The organism is Paractinoplanes bogorensis (assembly GCF_018829635.1).
GTDB classification, from domain to species: domain Bacteria; phylum Actinomycetota; class Actinomycetes; order Mycobacteriales; family Micromonosporaceae; genus Actinoplanes; species Actinoplanes bogorensis.
Window position 1 is genome coordinate 26,636 of record NZ_JAHKKG010000019.1, and the last position, 21,964, is coordinate 48,599.

The following is a 21,964-nucleotide window of genomic DNA, read 5'->3' on the forward strand; positions in this document are numbered from 1 at the left end:
CGCCGGTTTCGTGTCGGTCGGCTGTGGCGGGGGCAGACTCGGGTCATGAGCGAGATGTGGACGCCCGCGGATCTGCGGCAGATCCAGGACAGCGACGAGCTGGAGATCGCCGTTCCGCGGGTGGACGGAAGCCTGCGCAAGTGGACACCGATCTGGGTGGTCCGCGTCGGTGGCGAGGTGTTCGTGCGGACCTGGCATCGGCGGGACACCGGCTGGTACGGCGACGCGGTGCGGTCGGGGCGGGGCCGGATCCGGGTTCCCGGTGTCGAGGCCGCCGTGACCGTGACGGAGGCCGGTGCGGAGTCGCGGGCCGAGGTCGATGAGGCTTACCACAGCAAGTACGGACGCTACGGCACCGACACAGTCGGCCAGATGGTGTCCGACGAGGCCGTCGCGTCGACGTTGCGCCTCACCCGCGAGTGACGACGGGTTTCAGGTCGAGGTGGAACCAGGTGCCGGGCTTGCCGCCGACCTCGCTCGGGTCGGCTGGGCCGACGGGGAGGAAACCGGCCTTGGTCAGCACCCGGCGCGACGCGGTGTTCTGGTCGGATGTGGCTGCTCGGAGCGTGTGCAGTCCGTGGTGGACTACCGCCAGCCGGCACAGCTGGAGGACTGCGGCGGTTGCCACGCCCCGGCCGGTCGAGTGCTGGGCGACCCGGTAACCGAGGTCGGCCTGGCGGTCGTCGAGGTCGTACAGGTTGAAGCGGCCCACCACCGAGCCGTCGTTGTCGAGCAGGAGGTAGAAGGCGAGAACACCGGCCTCCTGTTCGGCCAGCACGGCGTCGAAATGGACGGGGAACTGCTCGAAATAGTCATCGCCGCGGTCGGAGATCGAGGAGGCGAACCAGGCGCGGTTCACTTGTTCGAAGGCCAGGACGACCGCGGCGTGATCGGCGTGCAGCTTCGTCAGTTCGAGCATCGTCCGACCCTACTGATGACGTGGGCCCGGCAGCACGTGGTTTCCGGCGCTGCCGGGCGGTTGTCCGCGGCCCGGCGAGCCGCGACCTGTCGTCCTCGTCGTAGCGGGGTCAGGAAGGCGTGAACAGGCCGCGACCCGTCACAAACGCGCGATCGCCGACGCCGGGTCCTCGATGGCGTCGGCGACGCTGCGCATGAAGCCGGCCGCCGTCCCGCCGTCGCAGACGCGGTGGTCGAACACGAAGCTCATCTGCGTGATCTTGCGGACGCGGACCTCGCCGTCGACCACCCACGGGCGGTCGAGGATGCGGCCGAAACCGAGGATCGCCACCTGCGGATGGTTGATGATGGCGGCGCTGCCGTCCACCCGGAAACCGCCGTAGTTGTTGAGCGTGAACGTGCCGTTGCCGACCACGGTGCCCTGGCGGGCGCTCTCGGTGATGCGGCGGATCTCCGTGTCCAGCCCCATCGTGGTCAGACGGCCCGCATCGGTCACGGCGGGAACGACCAGACCCCGATTTCCCTGTACGGCGATGCCGAGATCGACGCGTTCGAGTTGCACGATCTCCTGGCGTTCGGTGTCCACTCGCGCATTCAGCACCGGGTACTCGCGCAGTGCGGCCACGGTGAAACGCGCAATGTAAGCCAGGATGCCCGGCCCGGGACGGGTGGCTTCGCGCAGTTCCCACAACCGCGTGGCGTCGACGTCGACCCACACGGTGGCCTCGGGGATCTCGGCCCGGCTGCGGGTGAGCGCCGCGGACACCGCCTTGCGGAACCCGGTGAGCGGAATGCGCACTTCCCCCGCCGCGCCCGCACCGCCGGAGCCGGCCACCGGCGGTGTCGGCAGCGTACGTTCCGCATCCGCGCGCACGATGTGGCCGTCGGCCACCGGCGGCGTCGACAACGCACGTTCCGCATCCGCGCGAACGATGTGGCCGTCGGCCACCGGCGGTGTCGGCAGCGTACGTTCCGCATCCGCGCGCACGATGTGGCCGTCGGCCACCGGCGGCGTCGACAACGCACGTTCCGCATCCGCGCGCACGTTGAGGCCGTCGGCTACCGGCGGCGCCGACAACGCACGTTCCACATCCGCGCGAACGATGAGGCCGTCGGCGCCGCTGCCGTCGAGAACGCGCAGATCCACGCCGCGGTTGCGAGCGAGCCGCCGCACGAGCGGGGACACCACGAGCGGCACCGAGCGAGCAGCCGCGGCCGCAGGCGCAGGCGCCGGCGCAGGTGCGGGCGCAGGTGCGGGAACGGCGTGGACGGTCGGGTTGCGCGGACGGCGGCGACGGCCGGGCGCCGGCGGGGCGGACGTGGTGCCGTACCCGATGAGGACGTTGCCCGATCCGGCCCGCTCCTCCTCGCGATAGGTCTCGGCGGCACTCTCGGCCAAGGCGACCGTCAGCAACGGCTTCCCCACTTCGAGCACCGAACCCTCAGGCGCGTGGCGGGTGGACACCTTCCCCGCGTACGGCGTCGGAACCTCGACCATCGATTTGGCCGTCTCGACCTCGACCACCGGCTGGTCCACGGCCACGGTTTCGCCCTCGGCCACCAGCCACCGCACGACCTCCGCCTCGGTCAGGCCCTCGCCGAGGTCGGGCAGCGTGAACACCTGGTCGCTCACGAGTCCTCCCACTGCAGGTCGTCGACGGCGTCGAGCACCCGGTCGACCCCGGGCAGGTGCAGGTGCTCGAGTTTCGGCGGGGGATAGGGGATGTCGAAGCCGGTCACCCGCCGGATCGGCGCGGCCAGCGAGTGGAAGCACCGCTCGGTGACCCGGGCGACGATCTCGGACGACACACTGGCGAACCCGGACGCCTCGGCCACCACCACGGCCCGCCCGGTCGAGCGCACCGCCGCGCACACCGTCTCGTCGTCGAACGGCACGATCGAGCGCAGGTCGACCACCTGCAGGCTGCGCCCCTCACGGTCGGCCACCTCGGCCGCCTCCAACGCCACCGGCACACTCGGCCCGTAAGCGATGAGCGTCGCGTCCGTCCCGGGCCGGCGGATCACCGCCTTTCCGATCGACGGGGAAACGGCGCCGAGAGCAACCTCGTCCTTGGCCCAGTACAGCTTCTTGGGCTCGAGGAACACGACCGGGTCGGGCGAGGCGATCGACTCGCGGAGCAGCGCGTACGCGTCCCCGGGCGTCGACGGCGCGACCACGTGCAGTCCGGGTGTGTGCGCGTAGTAGGCCTCGGACGAGTCGCAGTGGTGTTCCACTCCGCCGATCCCGCCCGCGTACGGAATCCGGATCGTCATCGGCAGTGCCACCTTGCCGCGGGTGCGGTTGCGCATCTTGGCGACGTGACTGACGATCTGCTCGAACGCGGGGTAGGCGAACGCGTCGAACTGCATCTCGACGACCGGGCGCATCCCGTTCATCGCCATCCCGACCGCGACGCCGACGATGCCCGATTCGGCCAGTGGCGTGTCGAAGCAGCGTTCGCCGAACTGCGCGCTCAGCCCGTCGGTGACCCGGAAGACGCCGCCGAGCGGGCCGACGTCCTCGCCGAACACCACGACCGACTCGTCCTCGGTCATCGAGTCGCGCAACGCCCGGTTGAGTGCCTGCGCCATGGTCAGCTTTTCGTGCATCATCGCGCAGCTCCGTCCCGCAGAAGTTCGTCCGCGATGAGCGCTTCCTGTTCGCGCAGTTGCGCGGTCGGCGCGGCGTAGACATGAGCGAACAGTTGCGCGGCGTCCGGCTCGACGTCGCGGTTGAGCCCGTCGCGCAGATGGGCGGCGACCCGCTCGGCCTCGTCGTTCATCGCGGTCATGTCGTCGGCCGGCAGGTCCAGGAAAGTGGACAACCGGGTGAGCGGATCGCGCATCACCCACGCCTCCACCTCGTCGGCCGTGCGGTAGCGGGTGGCGTCGTCCGCGTTGGTGTGCGCCTGCATCCGGTAGGTGTGCGCCTCGACCAGTTGCGGTCCCTCACCGGCCCGTGCCCGCGCCACCGCCGAACCGAGCACGCTCAGCAAAGCGGCCACGTCGTTGCCGTCGACCCGTTCGGACGGGATGCCGTAGCCGATGCCCTTGTAGGCCAGCGACGGCGCCGCGGTCTGCCGGGCCAGCGGCACGCTGATCGCGTACTCGTTGTTCTGGATCAGGAAGACGACCGGGGCGCGCAGAACGGCCGCGAAGTTGAGCGCTTCGTGGAAGTCGCCCTCGCTGGTGCCGCCGTCGCCGCACAGCGCCATCACCACGGTCGGTTCACCGCGCATCCGGGCCGCGTGGGCGACCCCGACGGCGTGCGGCAGCTGCGTGGCCAGGGGCGTGGCGTGCGGGGCGACCCGGTGTTCGTACGGGTCCCAGCCGCAGTGCCAGTCGCCCTTGAGCAGGGTCAGCGCCTCGACCGGGTCGACGCCGCGGCCGACCACGGCCACCGTGTCGCGGTAGGTCGGGAACAGCCAGTCGCCGTCGGCGAGGACCTGCGCCGAGGCGACCTGGCAGGCCTCCTGCCCGTGTGACGACGGGTAGACGGCCAGCCGGCCCTGCCGGACCAGCGCGTACGCCTGGTCGTTGAGCCGCCGGGCGGTGATCAGCGCGGCCAGGGCCCGGCGCAGGTCGCCGGGGGCGGGAAGGGAGTGGGCCGGGTCGGCGACGGGGTGGCCGTCGGGGCCGATCAGGCTCACGGGAGTGGCGGTGGGCAGAAGGTGGTGTGCGTCACCTGTCATGACGTCATGCTGGTCGCGTTGCCATTTGGATTCCACTACTGGGCATTAACCGAGAAGATGTACTTCAATCGCCGGAGCAGGAAAGCCGAACGTCCAGGAATCCGGCACCGCGACCGGGGGAGGCGAGACAAGTGGCAGGGACCCTCGACGACATCGACCGGCGGATCCTGGCCGAGCTGACCCAGGACGGGCGCATGTCGATGCGCACCCTGGCCGAGCGTCTGCACATCTCCCGCGCCAATGCCTATGCCCGGGTCGAGCGACTTCGTACCGCCGAAGTGATCCGTGGCTTCCGCGCGGACGTAGACCCTGTTGCGGCGGGGCTCGGCACCACGGCGTACGTGACGGTGAATCTGAATCAGGCCGAGTGGCGGGACGTGGCCGACCGGTTGCGCGCGCTGCCCGGGGTCGTGCACATCGCGCTGGTCGGCGGTGAGTTCGACGTGATCATGCTGGTGCGGGCCGAGGACAACGCTGCGCTCGGCCGCCTGGTGCTCGACGAGATCCAGGGGATGCCGGGCGTCGTGAACACACGCACGCTGCTCGTCTTCGAAGAGGCCGAGCCGGGGTAAAGGACGACGATGAGGACGAAAGCACCGGCGGCGCTGGCCGTGGCACTGCTCCTGGCCACGACGGCCGCCTGCTCCACCGACGAGCCGGCCGCGGCTCCGGCCGCACCGGTCGAGCCGACCGCCAGTACGACCACGAAGGGCCTGGTCAGCACGGAGGTCAAGGGCAGCGACGGCCACACCGTCAAAGCTCCACCCGGCTGGACGGTCAGTGTCTGGGCCAAGATCCCCGGCGCCCGTCTGATGGCCTGGACCCCGGACGACCGGTTGCTCGTTTCGCGGCCCGAATCCGGCGATGTACTCATTCTCGATCAGGACGGCCGGCCGCAGACACTGGTCGGCTCGCTCAACCAGCCGCACGGCCTGGCCTTCGACGGCGACACCCTCTATGTGGCCGAGAGCGACCAGGTCGATTCCTTCCGGTACGCGGGAGGGAAGGCAACGGCCAAGACCGTGGTGATCGACGACCTGCCCGACGCCAAGAGCCTCGAACTGGGCGGCAAATACGCACATGCGCTCAAGAGTGTGGCCGTCGGCGCGGACAAGTCGCTGTACGTCTCGATCGGTTCGACCGGCAACATCTCGGCCGAGGACCGTGAGGCCAAGCCGGAGCGGGCCGCCATCCTGCGTAAACCGCCGACCGGAAACGTGCAGACTTTTGCGCGCGGCGTGCGCAACGGCACCGGTCTGGCCATCGATCCCGACGGCGGGGTGTGGACGGCCGTGAACAACCGGGACAACACCGCGAACCCGGAGAACGGTGATGTCGAGGAGTCGTACGTCAACGACCACCCGCTCGAACCGCTCGCGCTGCTCACCGAGGGCCGTGACCTGGGCTGGCCGTACTGCAATCCCGACCCCGACCTGGACGCCGGCGCGCGGGCCTACACCGCCCGGCCGTTCATCCGCGACGTGCAGACCAACCGGGACGGCAGGAACCTGGACTGCTCGAAGCTGAAGCCGTCCGAGCAGGGCATGGGCGCGCATTCGGCCCCGCTCGGCCTGAGCTTCGCCGCCGACGTGCCCGGCGGTTACGGGCCGGGCGCGCTGGTCGGCGTCCACGGCTCGTGGAACCGCAACCCGCCCCGCCCACCCGAGGTCTCGTTCTTCGCCTGGCGGGACGGCACCCTCGGCCCGCAGCAGACGCTGCTCACCGGCTTCCAGCGTGAGGACGGTTCCCGCTGGGGCCGGCCGGTGATGGCCGTGATGGGCCCGGACGGTTCGCTCTACGTGAGCGACGACTTCGCCGGGGTCGTCTACCGGGTGACCGTTTCGTCCTCCTGAGGCCCGAAGATTACTTAATGTAGTCAGTGAAGTCGATCACAGGGTTGATCTAGTTCTCGAGAAGCCACTACTGTGCGACGTCAACCAGCGCTGTCAACGCAGGTCAGACCCGCAGTAGATGGTTACGGCGATGACACACGGTGATGTCGATCAGGTTGCCAGCCGGCGCCGGTCGACATCACTGATTGTCACCGTTTGTCGAGAGGACCAGAAGCCCCCCGTGATCGACTACGACGCCTACAGCCGCCTCGCCGGCCCGGCGGCGGCCGAACAGGCGGCCGGAAAGGGCCCGATCGCCATGCGCCGCCTGGCCGGCCGCCGCCCGGTCGGCAACGTGGCCATCACCCTGTTCGCGTTCCTGTTCGAGGCCACGTTCGTGACCTGGCTGCTCACCTCGATCGCGGTGCCCGACGCAGGCTTGCACCCGGTGCTGCACGCGGCGACCTGGTTCATGATCGTCGCGACCCTGCTGATCGAGGTGTTCCGCCTGGTCAACGTGGTCACGCTGTGCCTGGCCACGATCTGGGCGCGCGACCCGGTCCCGGTCGAGCCCGATCCCACGCTGCGGGTGGCGTTCCTGACCACGATCGTGCCCAGCAAGGAACCGATCGCCATGGTCGAGCGCACGCTGGTCGCCGCCACCAAGATCCGGCACGCGGGCCCGTACGACGTCTGGCTGCTCGACGAGGGCGACGACGACGAGGTCAAGGCCATGTGCGAGCGGATCGGCGTGCGCCACTTCAGCCGCAAGGGCCGCCCGCTCGACAACACCCCGGCCGGCGCCTTCAAGGAGAAGACCAAGCACGGCAACTACAACTCGTGGATCCGCAGGCACGGCCAGGACTACGACGTCTTCCTGTCGGTCGACCCCGACCACGTGCCGCTGCCCAACTTCGCCGAACGGCTGCTCGGCTACTTCGCCGACCCCGAGGTGGCCTTCGTGGTCGGCCCGCAGATCTACGGCAACTACGACAACGTGGTGACCCGCTGGGCCGAGTCGCAGCAGTACCTGTTCCACTCGTTGCTCCAGCGGGCCGGCAACCGGTTCGGCGCGGCCATGCTGGTGGGGACCAACAACGCCGTACGCATAGAAGCTCTTCGCCGGATCGGTGGCATCCAGGACTCGATCACCGAGGACATGGCGACCAGCCTGGCCCTGCACGCCGCGGGCTGGCGCTCGGTCTACACGCCCGATGTGCTGGCCGTGGGGGAGGGGCCGTCCTCCTGGACCGACTACTTCAGCCAGCAGTACCGCTGGTCGCGCGGCACCGACGAGGTCGCTGTGGCGAAGTTCGCGGGAATGGTGCGCCGTCTCGGCGTACGGCGAAGCCTCTTTTATGGCCTTTTGATGTCCTACTACCCGCTGACCGCGCTGGCCTGGATCCTCGGTGCCGTCAACGCGGTCTGTTATCTCGTGCTCGGCGCCAAGGGCGTGCAGGTGCCGCAGCAGGTCTGGCTGATGCTGTACGTCGATGCCGCGCTCTTCCAGTTCCTGCTCTATCTGTGGAACCGGCGGCACAACGTGAGCCCGCACGAGGTGGCCGGCTCGTCCGGTCTGGCCGGCATGCTCGTCTCGACGCTGTCCACGCCGGTCTACGTGTCCGCGTTCCTGTCCGCGCTGCTGCGCCGGCCGGCCCGGTTCGTGGTCACGCCCAAGGGTGAATCGGCCAGCCCCGACACCGTTCGGACGTTCAAGCACGGCCTGCGCTGGGCCGCGTTCTACGCCGTACTGCTGTCGCTCGCCCCGATGTTCGGACACGTCGACGGGTTCATGTGGCTGTGGCCGCTGCTCAACGTCGTCATCAGCCTGCTGCCGTCGCTCGTGTGGCTCACCCATCGGCGCCGTGCGGCCGTGCCCACCATCAAGATCGAAGAGCCAGTGGAGACGTACGCATGATTCCCCGCCCCCGCCCGAGTCTCGCTCGTCGCCTGGGCAGCGGCCTGGTCGCGCTGGTCGTCCTCACCGTGGTCGTGGTGGTGAACCGGCCGATGGTCGCGTTCGGTGCCGACGCCTACCACACGTTCGCGATCAACCGGCAGTCCTACAAGGAGCAGTACGGCCACTGGGCGCGCCTGCCCGTGCCGGCCGGGTTCCAGGTCAACGCGATCCACGCCGCACTGCTCAACACGGGCAAGGTGCTGATCATCGCGGGCAGCGGCAACAACCGGGAGAACTTCGAGGCGGGCACCTTCCGCACCATCCTGTACGACCCCGCCGGTGACGTGTTCTTCGAGGTGCCGACGCCGACCGACGTCTTCTGCGCCGGGCACACGTTCCTGCCCAACGGCAACCTGCTGATCGCCGGCGGCACCAAGAGCTACGAGGTGCTCGAGGGCGACATCACCAACGCCGCCGGAGTCATGAAGATCAAGAACGAATCGGCAACTTCCGGCTCCCGTACGTTCGTCAAAGGCACCCGGCTCGAGTCGCCGACCGGGTTCGTCTACGAGACACGTGCGGACGTCACCGTTCCACCCGCGTACCAGATGAACCATGACGGTCTGATGATGCAGCACGCGGGCGAGGCCGAGGTGTGGGTCGACGCCATGCTCCCCGGCAACGCCGCGATCGTCGACCAGCCCGCCCAGTACGCGATCCAGGGCCTCACCGGTGCCGACAAGAACAACCTGTACGGCGTGTCCGACAAGATCACGCGGGAGAAGCAGGAGTACGGCGGGGACAACACGTCGTACGAGTTCGACCCGGTCACCGAGCGGTACGTGCGCACCGCCGACATGGTGCGGAGCCGCTGGTACCCGACCCTGGCCGAACTGCCCGACGGCGACGTGCTGGCCGTGTCCGGGCTCGACCATTTCGGCCGGATCCTGCCCGGCGACAACGAGAAGTACCTGCGCGACGAGAAGAAGTGGGTGGCCGCGCCCGAGCTCCAGCGCTACTTCCCGACCTATCCGGCGCTGCACCTGATGGCCGACGACCGGCTGTTCTACTCGGGATCGAACTCGGGCTACGGCAGCGACACCGAAGGGCGTACCCCCGGGCTCTGGAACCTGAAGGACAACACGTTCGAGGTGGTGCCCGGCCTCGCGCAGCCGCGGATGACCGAGACGAGCTCGTCCGTGCTGCTCGCCCCGGCCCAGGACCAGAAGGTCATGCTGTTCGGCGGCGGCGAGGTGGGGGAGTCGCCGATCTCGACCACCCGTACGGCCATCGCCGACCTCGACACGTCCAACCCGATCTATCAGCCCGGACCCGACCTGCCCCAGCCCGCGCGTTACCTGAGCACCGTGCTGCTTCCGGACGACACCGTGTTCACCACCGGCGGGTCGTCCGGGTACCGCGGTGGTCCGTACATGGGAAAGCCGCGCAGCGACCTGTTCAACTCGCAGATCTACCAGCCGTCGACGAACGCGTTCGTCACCGCGGCCGAATCGACCGTGGGCCGCAACTACCACTCCGAGGCGATCCTGCTGCCCGACGGCCGGGTCATCACGCTCGGCAGCGACTCGCTCTACGACGAGACCGGCCGGAATCCCGGAAGCTTCGAGAAGCGGATCGAGGTCTACAGCCCGCCGTACCTCTTCCAGGGCACCCGGCCGGTCATCACCGGCGGGCCTGACACGGTTTCGCGCGGTGCGACGGTAAAGTTCCTCTCTCCGAGCAAGAACGTGCAGCGTGCCCGCCTGGTGCGGCCGAGCGCGGTGACCCATGTGGTCGACGTCGACCAGCGGTCGGTCGCGGTCGACCTCACGCCGGCGGAGGACGGATTGGCTCTGCGGATTCCCGAGTCGAAGGGCCTGGTGCCGTCCGGCTGGTACATGCTCTTCCTGGTCGATGACAAGGGTGTGCCCTCGGTCGCCCGGTGGGTGCGGGTCGAGTAGTGGCTGCCCATCGCGCCGCCCGCCCCGCTTTCCGTGCGCGCTTCATTCTTCTTGTTCTTCTGGCCGGGGCTCTCGTCGCGGCTTGGTTCCTGCTTCGGCCGGCATCTTCTCCGACCGCGGTTCCCGCCACGCCGCCTTCGGCCAAACCCCTTTCCCTGTACGTCGATCCGACCGGCCCGGCCGTCGACCAGCTCCGCGCTTACGAGGCCGCCGGTCAGACCGCCGACGCCACCCTGATCCGGAAGATCGCCGACCGCCCGGTCGCGGCCTGGTTCGCCGACGAGACAACGGATCCCGCCGTGCGGGCCCGAGCCCTGGTGACGGCGGCGTCCGCCGCGGGCCAGATGCCGGTGCTGACGCTCTACCGCATTCCCCAACGCGACTGCGGCAGCCACTCCGGCGGCGGCGCCACGACGGCGGCCGAGTACGAGGCGTGGGTGGCTTCGATCGCCGCCGCCATCGCCGGTCACCGCGCGATCGTCATCGTCGAGCCGGACTCGGTCGCCCAGGCCGTGCAGGGCTGCCTGAACAACACCGAACGCACCCAGCGCTACGCCATGCTGGGCAAGGCGATCGACACGCTGGCCGCCAACCCTTTGCTGCGCGTCTATCTGGACGGCGGCAACCCCAGCTGGATCACCGATACTGCTCGCATGGGCGAAGCCCTCAAGAAGGCCGGCGTCCAGCGGGCCGACGGGTTCGCCCTGAACGTGGCCAACTTCGAGACCACGGCGTCGAACCTCAAATACGGCACCAAGCTGTCCGCCCACCTGAACAACGCTCACTTCGTGGTCGACACCAGCCGCAACGGCAACGGCCCGGCTCGCAAGACAAACCATGACGGCCACTGGTGCAACCCGGCCGGCCGAGCCCTGGGCGACGTCCCGACCCTGCACACCGGCCACAAACTGGCCGACGCCTACCTCTGGATCAAACGCCCCGGCGAATCCGACGGCCCGTGCGGAGCCGGCGCCCCGGCGGCCGGCCAGTGGTATCCCCAGTACGCCCTGGACCTGGCCCGCAACTAAGGCCTTTTCACAACTGAGGCGGGGCTGCGGAGGGGTCCAGACCCCGCCTCGGCCTTGAGGACCTGAGGTTTTGTCGATGTGGCCGGGCTGCTCCTGGGCGTCCTTCCCGGCGGCCAGATCGTCGCCCGACTCGTCCTCGAGCCGCTTCTTCGATGTGGTCGGCTTGCCTGGCGGTCTACGTCCCGATTGCTTTCTCCGGTGTAGCCGGCCCACCCGCGACCCGGCTCCTTGAACCACCGGACGAGACGCACGAGCACCAGATCGCCGCGGCGCTGGTCGTATCCGTTGCGTGGCGGTTGCCCCGACCGCCGTCCGTCGGCCATGTCGTCGTCGGGCGCGCCGGTTCCTGGAGCTGACCGTCTGTGGCCGCCATTGGTGGGAGTTGGACGTTCCTGGTGGGTCGGCCTTCGGGGTCAGGTTGGGTGTTGGCGGGTTTTGGACGTTTGCGTGTGGCGGGTTCGGACGGTGATCGGGACTGGTCGAGCGAGGGTGGTGCCGGCGCGGTCAGGGCCGTCCGGGCGTGAGGTGGATCCGGCCGTCGGCGGTGGTGATGCTCAGGCGGTCGAGGCCGTCGGTGATGAGGTCGGCCTCCTTCAGTTCGTCGGCGGGGGAGGTGCCCGTGACGGCCAGGACTGTGCAACCGGCGGCGCGGGCGGATCGGATTCCGGCGGGCGCGTCCTCGACGGCCAGACACCGCCGAGGGTCGACGCCGAGACGCTCGGCCGCCAGGAGGAACGGCTCGGGGTCGGGCTTGCCGTGCCGGACGTCGTCGGCCGTGACCATGACATCGGGCAGCGGCAGTCCCGCGGCCCGCAGCCGGGCGGTGGCCAGCGGACGGGTGCCGGAGGTGACAATCGCGCGGCGCGCGGCGGGCACGGCACCATAGAAGTCGGCCGCACCCAGAGCCGGACGCACCGTCGCCGCATCGGTCATCTCGAGGTCGGTGACACGAGCCAACCCTTCCTCCGTACGGTCGTACGGCAGCAACTTCTCCAGAAGCGCCCGCGCCGGCCGCCCGTGATTCTCGGCCACCGCTTGCGCAGAGACGCCCATCTCGTCGGCGAAGCGCCGCCACGACCGCAACACCGACGCCGTCGAGTCAGCGAGCGTCCCGTCCAGATCGAACAACACCGCATCGAAGTCGCGCCCGAGCAGAACCCCGGTCGTGTCACCGGTGGCACCGCTGGCACCGAGGTCGATGTCACCGGCGGCACCGAGGTCGATGTCACCGGCGGCGCCGGGGTCGATGTCACCGGTGGCACCGAGGTTGGTGGCACCGCCGGCACCGACGTCGATGTCGCCGGTGGCGCCGAGGTTAGTGGCACCGCTGGCACCGCTGGCACCGGGGTCGATGTCACCGGTGGCACCGGGGTGGATGTCGCCGGTGGCACGGAGGTTGGTGGCACCGCTGGCACCGGGGTCGATGTCATCGGTGGCGCCGCTGACGCCGAGGTCAATGTCACCGGTGGCGCCGCTGGTGCCGAGGTCGTTGTTGCCGGTGGCGTGAGGAACGCCGGCGGAGTCGAAGCGTGTGAACACCAACGGACGGCGCAGGCCGAGGGCCACCAATGCTCGCAGCAGTTGTTGCTCTGTGGTCAGCTCGGCGTCGATGCGGATCACCGGCACGGCGGGTGGCTCGAGCGGCTCGGGCACGCGGTGACGGTCGCGGGGCTCGGTGCGGATGGCTCGGCGGGTGGCGAAGAGGTCGTCGGTGCCCTCGAGGTGGATCACGGTTACGGCGCCCGCGGCCGCAGACAAAGCGGTCCACTCCGGGCCTCCGCGGAGCTCGGCGGTGAACGGGGCTACCAGCACGGCGCGGCCGGCGGTGGCGATGACGTCATGTGCGGCTGCGCGTAAAGCTGCATATCGGCCGTCGCGGATGAGGGCGGCGTGCGGCGACGCCAGCCAGTGGCCGCCCAGCGCGTCGGGCGGCAGCGCGTCGAGCAGGGGATTGGTCAGGGAATCCAGGTCGAGCAGGGGTGCGGCCAAGGCCGTCGCGAGGGCCCGGCCGAGCGTCGACTTGCCGCTGCCGGCCACGCCGGAGACGACCACGGTGAGCCGGTCGGGCGGTTGACAATCCGTCGGGGAGCGCCACATCATGAGCGTCATGTTACCGGTGTCATGGTCAATCGCGACACCGGTGACATGACCAACTCGAAGCGGCTAGGAGAACGCCTGTGGTGAACCCGGCACGCCTGGTCGCGGGCATCGATCTCGGCAGCACGGGCATGAAGATGCTCGTCACCGACGAGGCCGGCGACGTGGTCTCCGCCGCCCAGGTGTCCACCCCCTGGCGGTCGGGACCGGGCGGCACGACCGAGATGGACGCCGGCGCCCTGTTGACCGCCGTCCATGACCTGATCGGCACGGCCGCACGCCGGGCGGCCGAGGTCACCGACGCGCCGATCGTCGCCGTCGCGCTGGCCGGCATGGGCGAGACCGGCATGCTGATCGACGCGAACGGCGTCCCGGTCGCTCCGGCCTACGCCTGGTTCGATCCGCGCGGGGCCGAGCAGGCCGCGGCCTTCCCGCCGCGGATCCGGGCCGACTTCGCCGGCCGCACCGGCCTGCCCCTCGGCGCCCAGGTGAGCGTGGCCAAGCTGGCCTACCTGCGCGATCAGGGCCGATCGCTGGCCGGGTTGCGCTGGCTCAACCTGCCCGAGTTCGTGGCCCTGTCGCTCGGCGGTCGCGCGGTAAGTGAGTACTCACTTGCCTCGCGCACCGGACTGCTGGACCAGGACACCGGCTTGCCGTGGACGGACATGCTGCACCACCTCGGCGTCGACGATTCGTTCCTGCCGCCCCTCGTGGACGCCGGAACACCACTCGGTGTCATCGGTGACATGGCGATGCTCGAAGCGGCCGTCGCAGGCGCCGAAAGCGTTGCCGGAGCAGCCGTCGCAGGCGCCGAAAGCGTTGCCCGAGCAGCCGGTGTCGGACCGGACCGTGCTGGTGCAGGTCGTGTCCAAGTGAGCCGTGGAGGCGCGAACCGTGGGGGAGTGACGCGGGGAGAGCTGCCGGACAACGTCGTCGGTGCGCTGCTGACCGTGGCGGGGCACGACCATCTGGTGGCGGCGGAAGCGACCGGCGGGCTGCCCGGCGGCCACTACCACGTCTCGCTCGGCACGGCCGAAGTTCTGTTGCGGGTCATCGACGCCCCGCTCGGGTTCGAGGCCCGTGGGCGCCTGGCCGAGCATCTGATCAATGAGGTCCGCCACGTCGTGCCGGGTAAGCATGTCCTCGTCGCCGGCGTGAAGACCGGGCTGCTGCTTCGGCGCGTGTTGCAGAGCGCCGGCATCCATGACCGCCCCGGCCGGGACGCCTTGGACATGGCCGCAATGGCGCTGCCGTATGAAGGGGAACTCCCGGCCGGGGCCATCGACGTCATCGGCGCGCGTAACGACGACGGCGTCCTGCATCTGACCGTGCGCGCCGACGGTGTGAGCCCGGCGGAGATCTTCGGTGCCGTGCTGCGGCACAGCAACGACGAGATCGCACTGCTCATCGAAGCCATGGACCGTGAGCTCCCACCGGCCACCACATCGACCATCACCGGCGGGTGGGCCGGGATGGCCGCGGTTCGCCGTGCCCGCGAGAAGGTCCTGCCCGCCATGACCGCCTCGACCCGCGAGGAAGAGACCGCCTACGGCGCCACCCGCGTCGCCGCCCGTCTGCTGAGCACCCCCGCTGATGCAGAGCCGCTGCCCGCCCGCTGAACACCACCCCCGGAAGACCGGCTGATCACCACTCCCGGAAGGCCGGCTGAGCACGACCCGTGGAAGACCTGCTGGGCATCACCCCGGAGGACCTGTTGGGCACTACGCCTGGAAGGCCGGCTGAGCACGACCCGTGGAAGACCTGCTGGGCATCACCCCGGAGGACCTGTTGGGCACTACGCCTGGAAGGCCGGCTGAGCACCACCCCCTGGAAGACCTGCTGAGCACCACCCCGGAAGACCTGCTGAGTAACACCCCTGAAGAAGATTGGAACCGCACCGTGAACAAGCTGACCACCCTCGAACGCCGCGGCATGTCTGCGATCTCGACCCCGGGCGGGCGGATGCTCATCGTCGCCGCTGATCAGCGCAACGGCATGAAGGCCGCGATGAAGGATGCGCCCGGCGGCCCCGACTCGATCAGCGCGGCCGAGCTGGCCGAGGCGAAGGCCGACCTGCTGCGCTATCTCGCCAACAACGCACCGGCCATCCTGCTCGACCCCGAGGTGGCCCTGCCCGCGGTGGTCGACGACGGCGTGCTGGCCCGCGGCACGTCGCTGGTCGTGGGCATGGACGCGTCCGGGTACGAGACGGACGACGGCCTGCGGTTCGCGCGCTACGTGCCGGGGATGACGGCTCGGCGCGTACGGGAACTCGGGGGTGATGTCGCCAAGATGTTGTGGCACATCCGCCCGGATCGGCAGGGTGCCGATTCCCGTGTGGCCGACGAGATGCGCGAGCTGGTGGCCGCGTGCGCCGACGAGGGGCTGCTGCTCATCGTCGAGCTGCTGACCTATCAGCTCAAGGGCGAGACCGAGGAGGAGTACGCGGCCAAGTTCCCCCAGCTCGTGGCGGACGGCGCGAAACTGGCCGTGGAGTGCGGGGCCAAGGTGCTCAAGCTGCAGTACCCGGGGTCGGCCGAGGCGTGCGCGGCGGTCACCGCGGCCGCCAGCGGTGTGCCGTGGGCCGTGCTGTCGGCCGGCGTCGACCACGAGACGTTCCTCGGCCAGGTCGCCACCGCGATGGCGAACGGCGCGAGCGGGGCGATGGCCGGGCGGTCGCTGTGGAAGGACAGCCTGTCGATCTCGCACGACCTCCGCAAGGACTACCTCACCAAGCGGGCGCTGCCCCGCCTGCACGAACTCGCCGACGTGGTCGATGGGCGTAACTGACCCGGGAGTGCGACCGGAGCGGCGGCGATTCCGATATGCTGCGGCGGTTTCGACGGACGTGCGGAGGTGAGCCATGGCGACCATGCGAGACGTTGCCGCCCGAGCCGGAGTCTCGGCGAAGACGGTTTCCCGGGTCTTCAACGATGACCCGCACGTGCTGCCTGAGACCAGGGCACACGTCGAGCAGATCATGCGGGAGCTCAACTACGTCCCGAACATCCTGGCCACCACCTTCCGGTCGGGGAAGTCGTCGGCGATCGGGATCGCGGTGCCCGACATCGTCGACCCGTTCTTCGCCGCCATCGCCCGCGCGGTCGACGACGTCGCCCGGAAGAGGGGCGTGGCCACCCTGCTCACCAATCTGGGTGACGACCCGGCCCGCGAGCGTGACGTGCTGGAGTCGTTGCTCAGCCGGCGCCTGGCCGGCCTGATCGTCGCCCCGATCGGCACCGACCACTCGTGGCTGAAGCGGTGGACCGACAGCACTCCGGTCGTGTTCGTCGACCGGTCACCGACCGGGCTGTCGGCCGACATCTTCACCGACAACGACGAGGCCGGCGCCTACCTCGCGACCGGTCACCTGATCGACCACGGGCACCGGCGGATCGCGTACGTGGGCGACAGCTTCCACCTGTCGACCGAGGTGAGCCGTCTCGCGGGCTACCGCCGGGCGCTGGACGAGGCCGGCATCCCGTTCGACGAGCAGCTCGTGGCCTCGTACGTGAAGGATCGGGACTCGACCCAGGCCGCGGTCACCCGGCTGATGGCGGCCCCGGACAGGCCCACCGCCGTGTTCTCGTCGAACGCGCGTAGCTCCATGCATCTGCTGCGCGTGCTGCCCGAGGAATCGGTGGCCGTGGTCGGCTTCGGTGACTTCCCGATGGCCGACCTGTTGCGGCCGGCCCTCACGGTCGTCGACCAGGATCCCGACCAGATCGGCATGCTGGCCGCCAATCGCGTGTTCGAGCGGGCCGATTTCCCCCGGCGCCGTCTGAAGCGCACCAACATCCTGGACGTCTCGCTCATCGAGCGCGAGTCCTGCAAGGTCGCCAAGCCGTAAGGCCTGCGCCGAGGCCCAGGCGGCGCCTGACGGCGTCCGTAGAACGGCCAATCGGCCGACGTCAGCCACCACCTGGTCCGCACCGCAGACCCGCGTGATCCACCGGACAGACCTTAGCCCTGCCTGCGAAAGCACCGGTCGCGGAAGCGCGCGTCCGGTGCTGGGTGCTGCCCTCGGCCGACCTGCCGGAGCATGACCATGACACCGATGACATGGTGTTGAAGATTTAGCCATGACACCGGTGACAAACACCGGTGACATGCCCTACTGTGCGTTTCAAACGAGTTAACAAGTGGTCCCGCTCACAGGGCCGAAAGCCAGGCCGAGCAGGACCGGAAGCACGAGCCGAGCAAGACCGGAAGCACAAGCCGGGCAGGACCGGAAGCGCAAGCCGAGCAAGGTCGGAAGCACGAGCCGAGCAGGACCGGAAGCCACGCCGATCAGGGCTGGAAACGAAGCCAGGAAGGGGAATTCGCATGGAAGCGCACGCCGCTCGCCGAGCCGTAGTAACCGAGCCCGGCCGGGTCGAGATCCAGCCCGCCGAGGTGCCGGCACCCGGCCCCGGCCAGGTCGTCATCCGTATGCGGATGGTCGGCATCTGCGGCTCCGACGTGCACGCCTTCCACGCCCGGCACCCGTTCGTGTCCCTGCCCTACAGCCCCGGCCACGAGATCTTCGGCGTTGTCGAAGCAGTCGGCCCCGATGTCACCGGTGTCACCGCAAACGCACGGGTCGTCGTCGAGCCGATTCTGTCCTGCGGCGACTGCAAGTACTGCCGGGACGGCCGCTACAACCTCTGCACCACCATGTCGTTCTTCGGCTGCACCACGGCCGACGGCGGACTCGCCGACTACCTCGTCGTCCCGGCCGACCGTGTCGTCGCCGTCCCCGACGAGGTCAGCGATCTGGCCGCCGTCCTGGTCGAACCGCTCTCCACCCCGGTCCACGCGGTCCGGCTGGCCGGACCCGACCTCACCGGCCGCACCGTCGCCATCCTCGGCGCCGGCACCATCGGCCTGCTCACCCTCGTCGCCGCCCGTCACGCCGGCGCCGCCCGGATCGCCGTCAGCGACCTCGCCCCCGGCAAACGCGAGCTGGCCCGCGCCCTCGGCGCCGACTCCGTGCACGACGCGGCGTCGGCGTCGATGGTCCAGGACATCCGGGACGACCTCGGCACCAGCGCCGACATCGTTTTCGACTGCGTGGCCGTGCAGAGCTCGGTCGATCAGGCCATCGCCATCGCGCTCAAGGGCGGCACCGTCATGATCGTCGGTGTGCCGGCCGCGCCGGTCACCGTTCCGCTGCCCGAGATCCAGGACCTTCAGGTACGCGTCCAGGGCAGCGCCACCTACACCCGCGACGACATCGAGAACGCCGTCGCCCTGCTCGCCGCCGGGGCCGTCGACCCCGAGCGGATCATCACCGCCCGCTACCCGCTGGCCGAGATTGACGAGGCCTTCGCCGCCGCGTGCAGCGGCCGTCACGTCAAGGTCGTCGTCACCGCATAGCCGCAGTTCCGCAAAAAACCGAGAGAGAAGCCCTCCCCGGCTGATACACGCATTTCTGGAGGTCACACCATGGGGAAATCGAGAATAGCCGTCGCCGCCGCCGCGGCCTGCGCACTGGCGCTGTCGGCCTGTTCCGGCGCCGGGACGTCGGACAACGCGAGCTCTTCCGACGGGGGAGCGCAGGAGATCACCGTCCTGATGGTCGGCAACCCGCAGATGGAGGACATCCAGAAGCTGACCGCCGACAACTTCACCAAGCAGACCGGCATCACGGTGAAGTACACGATCCTGCCGGAGAACGAACTGCGCGACAAGGTGACCCAGGACGTCGCCAACCAGGGCGGCCAGTACGACGTGGTCACCATCGGGGCGTACGAGGTGCCGATCTGGTCGAAGAACGGCTGGCTGCACGAGCTGTCCACGCAGATGGACGCCGACACCGCGTACGACAAGGCCGACCTGCTCAAGCCGATGGTCACCGTGGCCAGCGGCGAGGACGGCAAGATGTACGGCGCTCCGTTCTACGGCGAGTCGTCGCTGCTCATGTACAACAAGGAGATGTTCGCGGCCAAGGGCCTGACGATGCCCGAGCGCCCCACGTGGGAGCAGGTGGCCGACCTGGCCGCCAAGGTCGACGACAAGGCCGGCGGCGTCGCGGGCATCTGTCTGCGCGGGCTGCCCGGGTGGGGTGAGGGCGTCGCGTCGCTGACCACCATCGTGAACACGTACGGGGGAACCTGGTTCGAAAAGGACTGGACCCCCAAGCTGAACGCACCCGAGTTCAAGGAAGCCACCAAGTTCTACGTCGACCTGGCCCGTGCGCACGGCGAGCCCGGTGTGGCGCAGTCCGGCTTCACCGAGTGCCTGAACATCTTCAGCCAGGGCAAGTCGGCCATGTGGTACGACGCCACGTCCGCCGCCGGCACGGTCGAAGACCCGAACGCTTCGAAGGTCGCGGGCAAGGTCGGTTACGTGTACGCCCCGGTGAACAAGACCAAGTACTCGGGCTGGCTCTGGTCGTGGGACTGGGCGATGCCCAAGACCACCAAGAAGGCCGACGCCTCGTGGAAGTTCATCAGCTGGGCCACCAGCAAGGACTACGAGCAGCTGGTCGGCAAGGAGCTGGGCTGGTCGCGCGTCCCGGCCGGCAAGCGCACCTCGACGTACTCGATCCCGGAGTACAAGGACTCCGCCAAGGCGTTCGCGGACATCACGCTCGACTCGATCGCCAACGCCGACCCGGCCAACCCGGGCCTGCAGCCGCGACCGGCGACCGGCGTCCAGTTCGTGGCCATCCCCGAGTTCCAGGACCTCGGCACCAAGGTGTCGCAGGAGATCGCGGCCGCGCTCACCGGTCGTAAGACGGTCGACCAGGCGCTCGACGAGAGCCAGAAGCTGGCCGAGGCCGTGGCCAAGAACTACAAGTAGGTGACCACTACGGTCGCCCGGCCGGACAGGCGCACCCAGCCGCCTGTCCGGCCCGTCAAGGGCGGAGCCAAGGACCGTTGGGTACGCCGGGCACCGTTGCTGCCGGCTCTGATCTTCGCGATCGTCGTGACCCAGGTGCCGTTCCTGGTCACGCTCTATCTCTCCACGCAGGGCTGGAACGCGCTGCGGCCGGGCCAGCGCAAATTCGTCGGCCTCGACAACTACGCGTCCGTCCTCACCGACTCGCGGCTGCGGGCGGCGCTGGCCAACACGGTGCTGCTGACCGCGGGTGCGGTGATCTTCTCGCTGATCCTGGGTCTGGCGCTGGCCGTCCTGCTCGATCGCAAGTTCATCGGCCGGTCGGTGGTGCGCACCATGCTCATCACACCGTTCCTGGTGATGCCGATCGCCGCCGCGCTCCTCTGGAAACACGCGATCTACAACCCGACGTACGGGCTCATCAATGGTCTTTTCGGTGGCTCGACCGACTGGGTGTCCTCGTATCCGAAGGCGGCCGTGATCGCCACGCTGGTGTGGCAGTGGACGCCGTTCATGATGCTGATCCTGCTGGCCGGCCTGCAGTCGCAGTCGGAGGAGGTGCTCGAGGCGGCCAAGGTCGACGGCGCCAACGCGTGGCAGATCTTCCGCCGGATGACGTTGCCGCACCTGCGGATGTACCTCGAACTGGGTGCGCTGCTCGGTTCCATCTATCTGGTCAACACGTTCGACGCGGTCTTCACGATCACGCAGGGCGGCCCGGGCACGGCGACGACCAATCTGCCGTACGAGATCTATCTGACGATGTTCCGCAAGTTCGAGTACGGCGAGGCGTCCGCGGCCGGTGTGATCGTGGTGCTGCTGACCCTGATCGTCGCGACCTTCGCGCTGCGCGTCATCTCGGGTCTGTTCAAGATGGAGGACAGCCGATGATTCGCCGTTCCTTGTGGGGTGTCGTCGCCTGGATCGCGGGGATCGTCTTCGTGTTCCCGGTCATCTGGATGGTGCTGACCGCCTTCAAGCAGGAGAACGCGGCCGCCACCAACCCGCCGACGTGGTTCTTCACGCCCACGCTGGACCAGTTCGCGCTGGTGTTCGACCGCAACATGACCCCGTTCCTGCTGAACAGCCTGATGGCCTCGCTGTTCTCCACGCTCATCGTGGTGCTGCTGGCGACCCCCGCCGCGTACGCGCTCTCCCTGCGCCCCGTGGCCAAGTGGAGCGACTCGCTGTTCTTCTTCATCAGCACCAAGATGATGCCCGCGGTGGCCGCCTTCCTGCCGGTCTATCTGCTGGTCAAGCACCTGGGCATGCTCGACAACGTGTGGACGATGGTCATCCTCTACACGTCGATGAACCTGCCGCTCGCCGTCTGGATGATGCGGTCGTTCCTGCTCGAGGTGCCGCGCGAGGTACTCGAGGCGGGCGAGGTCGACGGCGCGTCCCTGATCACCTCGATCCGCAAGATCATTCTGCCGATCGTGAGTCCCGGGCTGGCCGCCACCGCGCTGATCTGCTTCATCTTCAGCTGGAACGAGTTCTTCCTCGCCCTCAACCTGACCGCCACCAACGCCAGCACCGCCCCGATCTTCCTGGTCGGCTTCATCTCCAGCGAGGGTGCCTTCCTGGCCCGGCTGTGCGCGGCGGCCACCATCGTGTCCCTGCCCGTGCTCATCGCCGGCTGGGTGGCCCAGAACAAACTCGTCCGCGGTCTTTCCATGGGCGCCGTCAAATAGGTGTGATGATCAACTTC

General features: G+C 69.1%; 18 protein-coding genes. 13 read left to right on the plus strand and 5 right to left on the minus strand.

Going from position 1 to position 21,964, the window contains the following annotated elements:
- Positions 1-45 precede the first annotated feature (45 nt).
- Positions 46-423, plus strand: coding sequence for a DUF2255 family protein (locus KOI35_RS42990; RefSeq protein ID WP_215795518.1), 378 nt, complete (start codon positions 46-48; stop codon positions 421-423).
- On the opposite strand, the gene KOI35_RS42995 is transcribed toward KOI35_RS42990, so the two are convergent.
- The 4 genes from KOI35_RS42995 to KOI35_RS43010 form a co-directional block, all read right to left on the minus strand.
- Positions 410-919, minus strand: a complete 510-nt coding sequence (locus tag KOI35_RS42995; protein ID WP_215795519.1) for a GNAT family N-acetyltransferase — start codon at positions 917-919, stop codon at positions 410-412. The two genes, KOI35_RS42990 and KOI35_RS42995, sit on opposite strands and share 14 nt — an antisense overlap.
- A 138-nt stretch (positions 920-1,057) precedes the next feature.
- Positions 1,058-2,551: a dihydrolipoamide acetyltransferase family protein gene (locus KOI35_RS43000; protein WP_308121412.1), complete on the minus strand. Its 1,494-nt coding sequence runs from the start codon at positions 2,549-2,551 to the stop codon at positions 1,058-1,060.
- The gene (locus KOI35_RS43005; protein ID WP_215795521.1) at positions 2,548-3,531 is read right to left on the minus strand and encodes an alpha-ketoacid dehydrogenase subunit beta; all 984 of its coding nucleotides are present in this window, start codon (positions 3,529-3,531) and stop codon (positions 2,548-2,550) included. The genes KOI35_RS43000 and KOI35_RS43005 overlap by 4 nt, the downstream gene beginning before the upstream one ends.
- A complete protein-coding gene (locus KOI35_RS43010) occupies positions 3,528-4,610 on the minus strand; it encodes a thiamine pyrophosphate-dependent enzyme (protein WP_215795522.1) in 1,083 nt (360 codons plus the stop codon). The genes KOI35_RS43005 and KOI35_RS43010 overlap by 4 nt, the downstream gene beginning before the upstream one ends.
- Before the next feature lie 131 nt (positions 4,611-4,741).
- Here KOI35_RS43010 and KOI35_RS43015 point away from each other — a divergent pair, with 131 nt between their 5' ends.
- The 5 genes from KOI35_RS43015 to KOI35_RS43035 all read left to right on the plus strand — a co-directional run bounded on the left by KOI35_RS43015 (position 4,742) and on the right by KOI35_RS43035 (position 11,331).
- Positions 4,742-5,182, plus strand: a complete 441-nt coding sequence (locus KOI35_RS43015; RefSeq protein ID WP_215795523.1) for an Lrp/AsnC family transcriptional regulator — start codon at positions 4,742-4,744, stop codon at positions 5,180-5,182.
- Between the two features lie 9 nt (positions 5,183-5,191).
- Positions 5,192-6,463: a PQQ-dependent sugar dehydrogenase gene (locus KOI35_RS43020; RefSeq protein ID WP_215795524.1), complete on the plus strand. Its 1,272-nt coding sequence runs from the start codon at positions 5,192-5,194 to the stop codon at positions 6,461-6,463.
- A 220-nt stretch (positions 6,464-6,683) separates the two neighbouring features.
- Positions 6,684-8,360, plus strand: coding sequence for a glycosyltransferase family 2 protein (locus KOI35_RS43025; RefSeq protein WP_308121413.1), 1,677 nt, complete (start codon positions 6,684-6,686; stop codon positions 8,358-8,360).
- Positions 8,357-10,303, plus strand: coding sequence for a radical copper oxidase GlxA (gene glxA, locus KOI35_RS43030; RefSeq protein ID WP_215795526.1), 1,947 nt, complete (start codon positions 8,357-8,359; stop codon positions 10,301-10,303). Before KOI35_RS43025 ends, glxA begins: the two co-directional genes overlap by 4 nt.
- Positions 10,303-11,331, plus strand: coding sequence for a glycoside hydrolase family 6 protein (locus KOI35_RS43035; RefSeq protein ID WP_308121414.1), 1,029 nt, complete (start codon positions 10,303-10,305; stop codon positions 11,329-11,331). The genes glxA and KOI35_RS43035 overlap by 1 nt, the downstream gene beginning before the upstream one ends.
- 504 nt (positions 11,332-11,835) lie before the next feature.
- Here KOI35_RS43035 and KOI35_RS48670 read toward each other — a convergent pair.
- On the minus strand, positions 11,836-13,431 hold the full coding sequence (locus tag KOI35_RS48670; RefSeq protein ID WP_215795527.1) for an HAD-IA family hydrolase: 1,596 nt from the start codon (positions 13,429-13,431) through the stop codon (positions 11,836-11,838).
- 80 nt (positions 13,432-13,511) lie between these two features.
- Between KOI35_RS48670 and KOI35_RS43045 the strand changes: the two genes are divergently transcribed.
- The 7 genes from KOI35_RS43045 (at position 13,512) to KOI35_RS43075 (ending at position 21,947) form a co-directional block, all read left to right on the plus strand.
- Entirely contained in the window at positions 13,512-15,047 is a 1,536-nt protein-coding gene (locus KOI35_RS43045) for an FGGY family carbohydrate kinase (protein WP_308121415.1), read from the plus strand.
- 133 nt (positions 15,048-15,180) lie between these two features.
- Complete coding sequence (locus tag KOI35_RS43050) at positions 15,181-16,218, plus strand: tagatose-bisphosphate aldolase (protein ID WP_308121416.1); 1,038 nt, start codon at positions 15,181-15,183, stop codon at positions 16,216-16,218.
- Positions 16,219-16,291: 73 nt separating this feature from the next.
- Positions 16,292-17,278 (plus strand): LacI family DNA-binding transcriptional regulator, encoded by a 987-nt coding sequence (locus KOI35_RS43055; protein WP_246614729.1) that lies wholly within the window; start codon positions 16,292-16,294, stop codon positions 17,276-17,278.
- Between the two features lie 476 nt (positions 17,279-17,754).
- Positions 17,755-18,786 carry a zinc-dependent alcohol dehydrogenase gene (locus KOI35_RS43060; RefSeq protein ID WP_215795528.1) on the plus strand — a complete coding sequence of 344 codons (1,032 nt, stop codon included), beginning with the start codon at positions 17,755-17,757 and terminating at the stop codon, positions 18,784-18,786.
- 69 nt (positions 18,787-18,855) lie between these two features.
- Positions 18,856-20,214, plus strand: coding sequence for an ABC transporter substrate-binding protein (locus KOI35_RS43065; RefSeq protein ID WP_215795529.1), 1,359 nt, complete (start codon positions 18,856-18,858; stop codon positions 20,212-20,214).
- Entirely contained in the window at positions 20,215-21,144 is a 930-nt protein-coding gene (locus KOI35_RS43070) for a carbohydrate ABC transporter permease (RefSeq protein ID WP_215795530.1), read from the plus strand.
- Positions 21,141-21,947, plus strand: a complete 807-nt coding sequence (locus tag KOI35_RS43075) for a carbohydrate ABC transporter permease (RefSeq protein WP_215795531.1) — start codon at positions 21,141-21,143, stop codon at positions 21,945-21,947. Before KOI35_RS43070 ends, KOI35_RS43075 begins: the two co-directional genes overlap by 4 nt.
- Positions 21,948-21,964: the final 17 nt, after the last annotated feature.

Bases quoted from the DNA above. Each gene is read 5' to 3' on its own strand.
- KOI35_RS43060 (WP_215795528.1), top strand. From the start codon at position 17,755: ATGGAAGCGCACGCCGCTCGCCGAGCCGTAGTAACCGAGCCCGGCCGG.
- KOI35_RS43010 (WP_215795522.1), bottom strand. From the start codon at position 4,610: ATGACAGGTGACGCACACCACCTTCTGCCCACCGCCACTCCCGTGAGC.
- KOI35_RS43075 (WP_215795531.1), top strand. From the start codon at position 21,141: ATGATTCGCCGTTCCTTGTGGGGTGTCGTCGCCTGGATCGCGGGGATC.
- KOI35_RS43065 (WP_215795529.1), top strand. From the start codon at position 18,856: ATGGGGAAATCGAGAATAGCCGTCGCCGCCGCCGCGGCCTGCGCACTG.
- KOI35_RS43055 (WP_246614729.1), top strand. From the start codon at position 16,292: ATGGCGACCATGCGAGACGTTGCCGCCCGAGCCGGAGTCTCGGCGAAG.
- KOI35_RS42990 (WP_215795518.1), top strand. From the start codon at position 46: ATGAGCGAGATGTGGACGCCCGCGGATCTGCGGCAGATCCAGGACAGC.
- KOI35_RS43005 (WP_215795521.1), bottom strand. From the start codon at position 3,531: ATGATGCACGAAAAGCTGACCATGGCGCAGGCACTCAACCGGGCGTTG.
- KOI35_RS43020 (WP_215795524.1), top strand. From the start codon at position 5,192: ATGAGGACGAAAGCACCGGCGGCGCTGGCCGTGGCACTGCTCCTGGCC.
- KOI35_RS42995 (WP_215795519.1), bottom strand. From the start codon at position 919: ATGCTCGAACTGACGAAGCTGCACGCCGATCACGCCGCGGTCGTCCTG.
- glxA (WP_215795526.1), top strand. From the start codon at position 8,357: ATGATTCCCCGCCCCCGCCCGAGTCTCGCTCGTCGCCTGGGCAGCGGC.
- KOI35_RS48670 (WP_215795527.1), bottom strand. From the start codon at position 13,431: ATGATGTGGCGCTCCCCGACGGATTGTCAACCGCCCGACCGGCTCACC.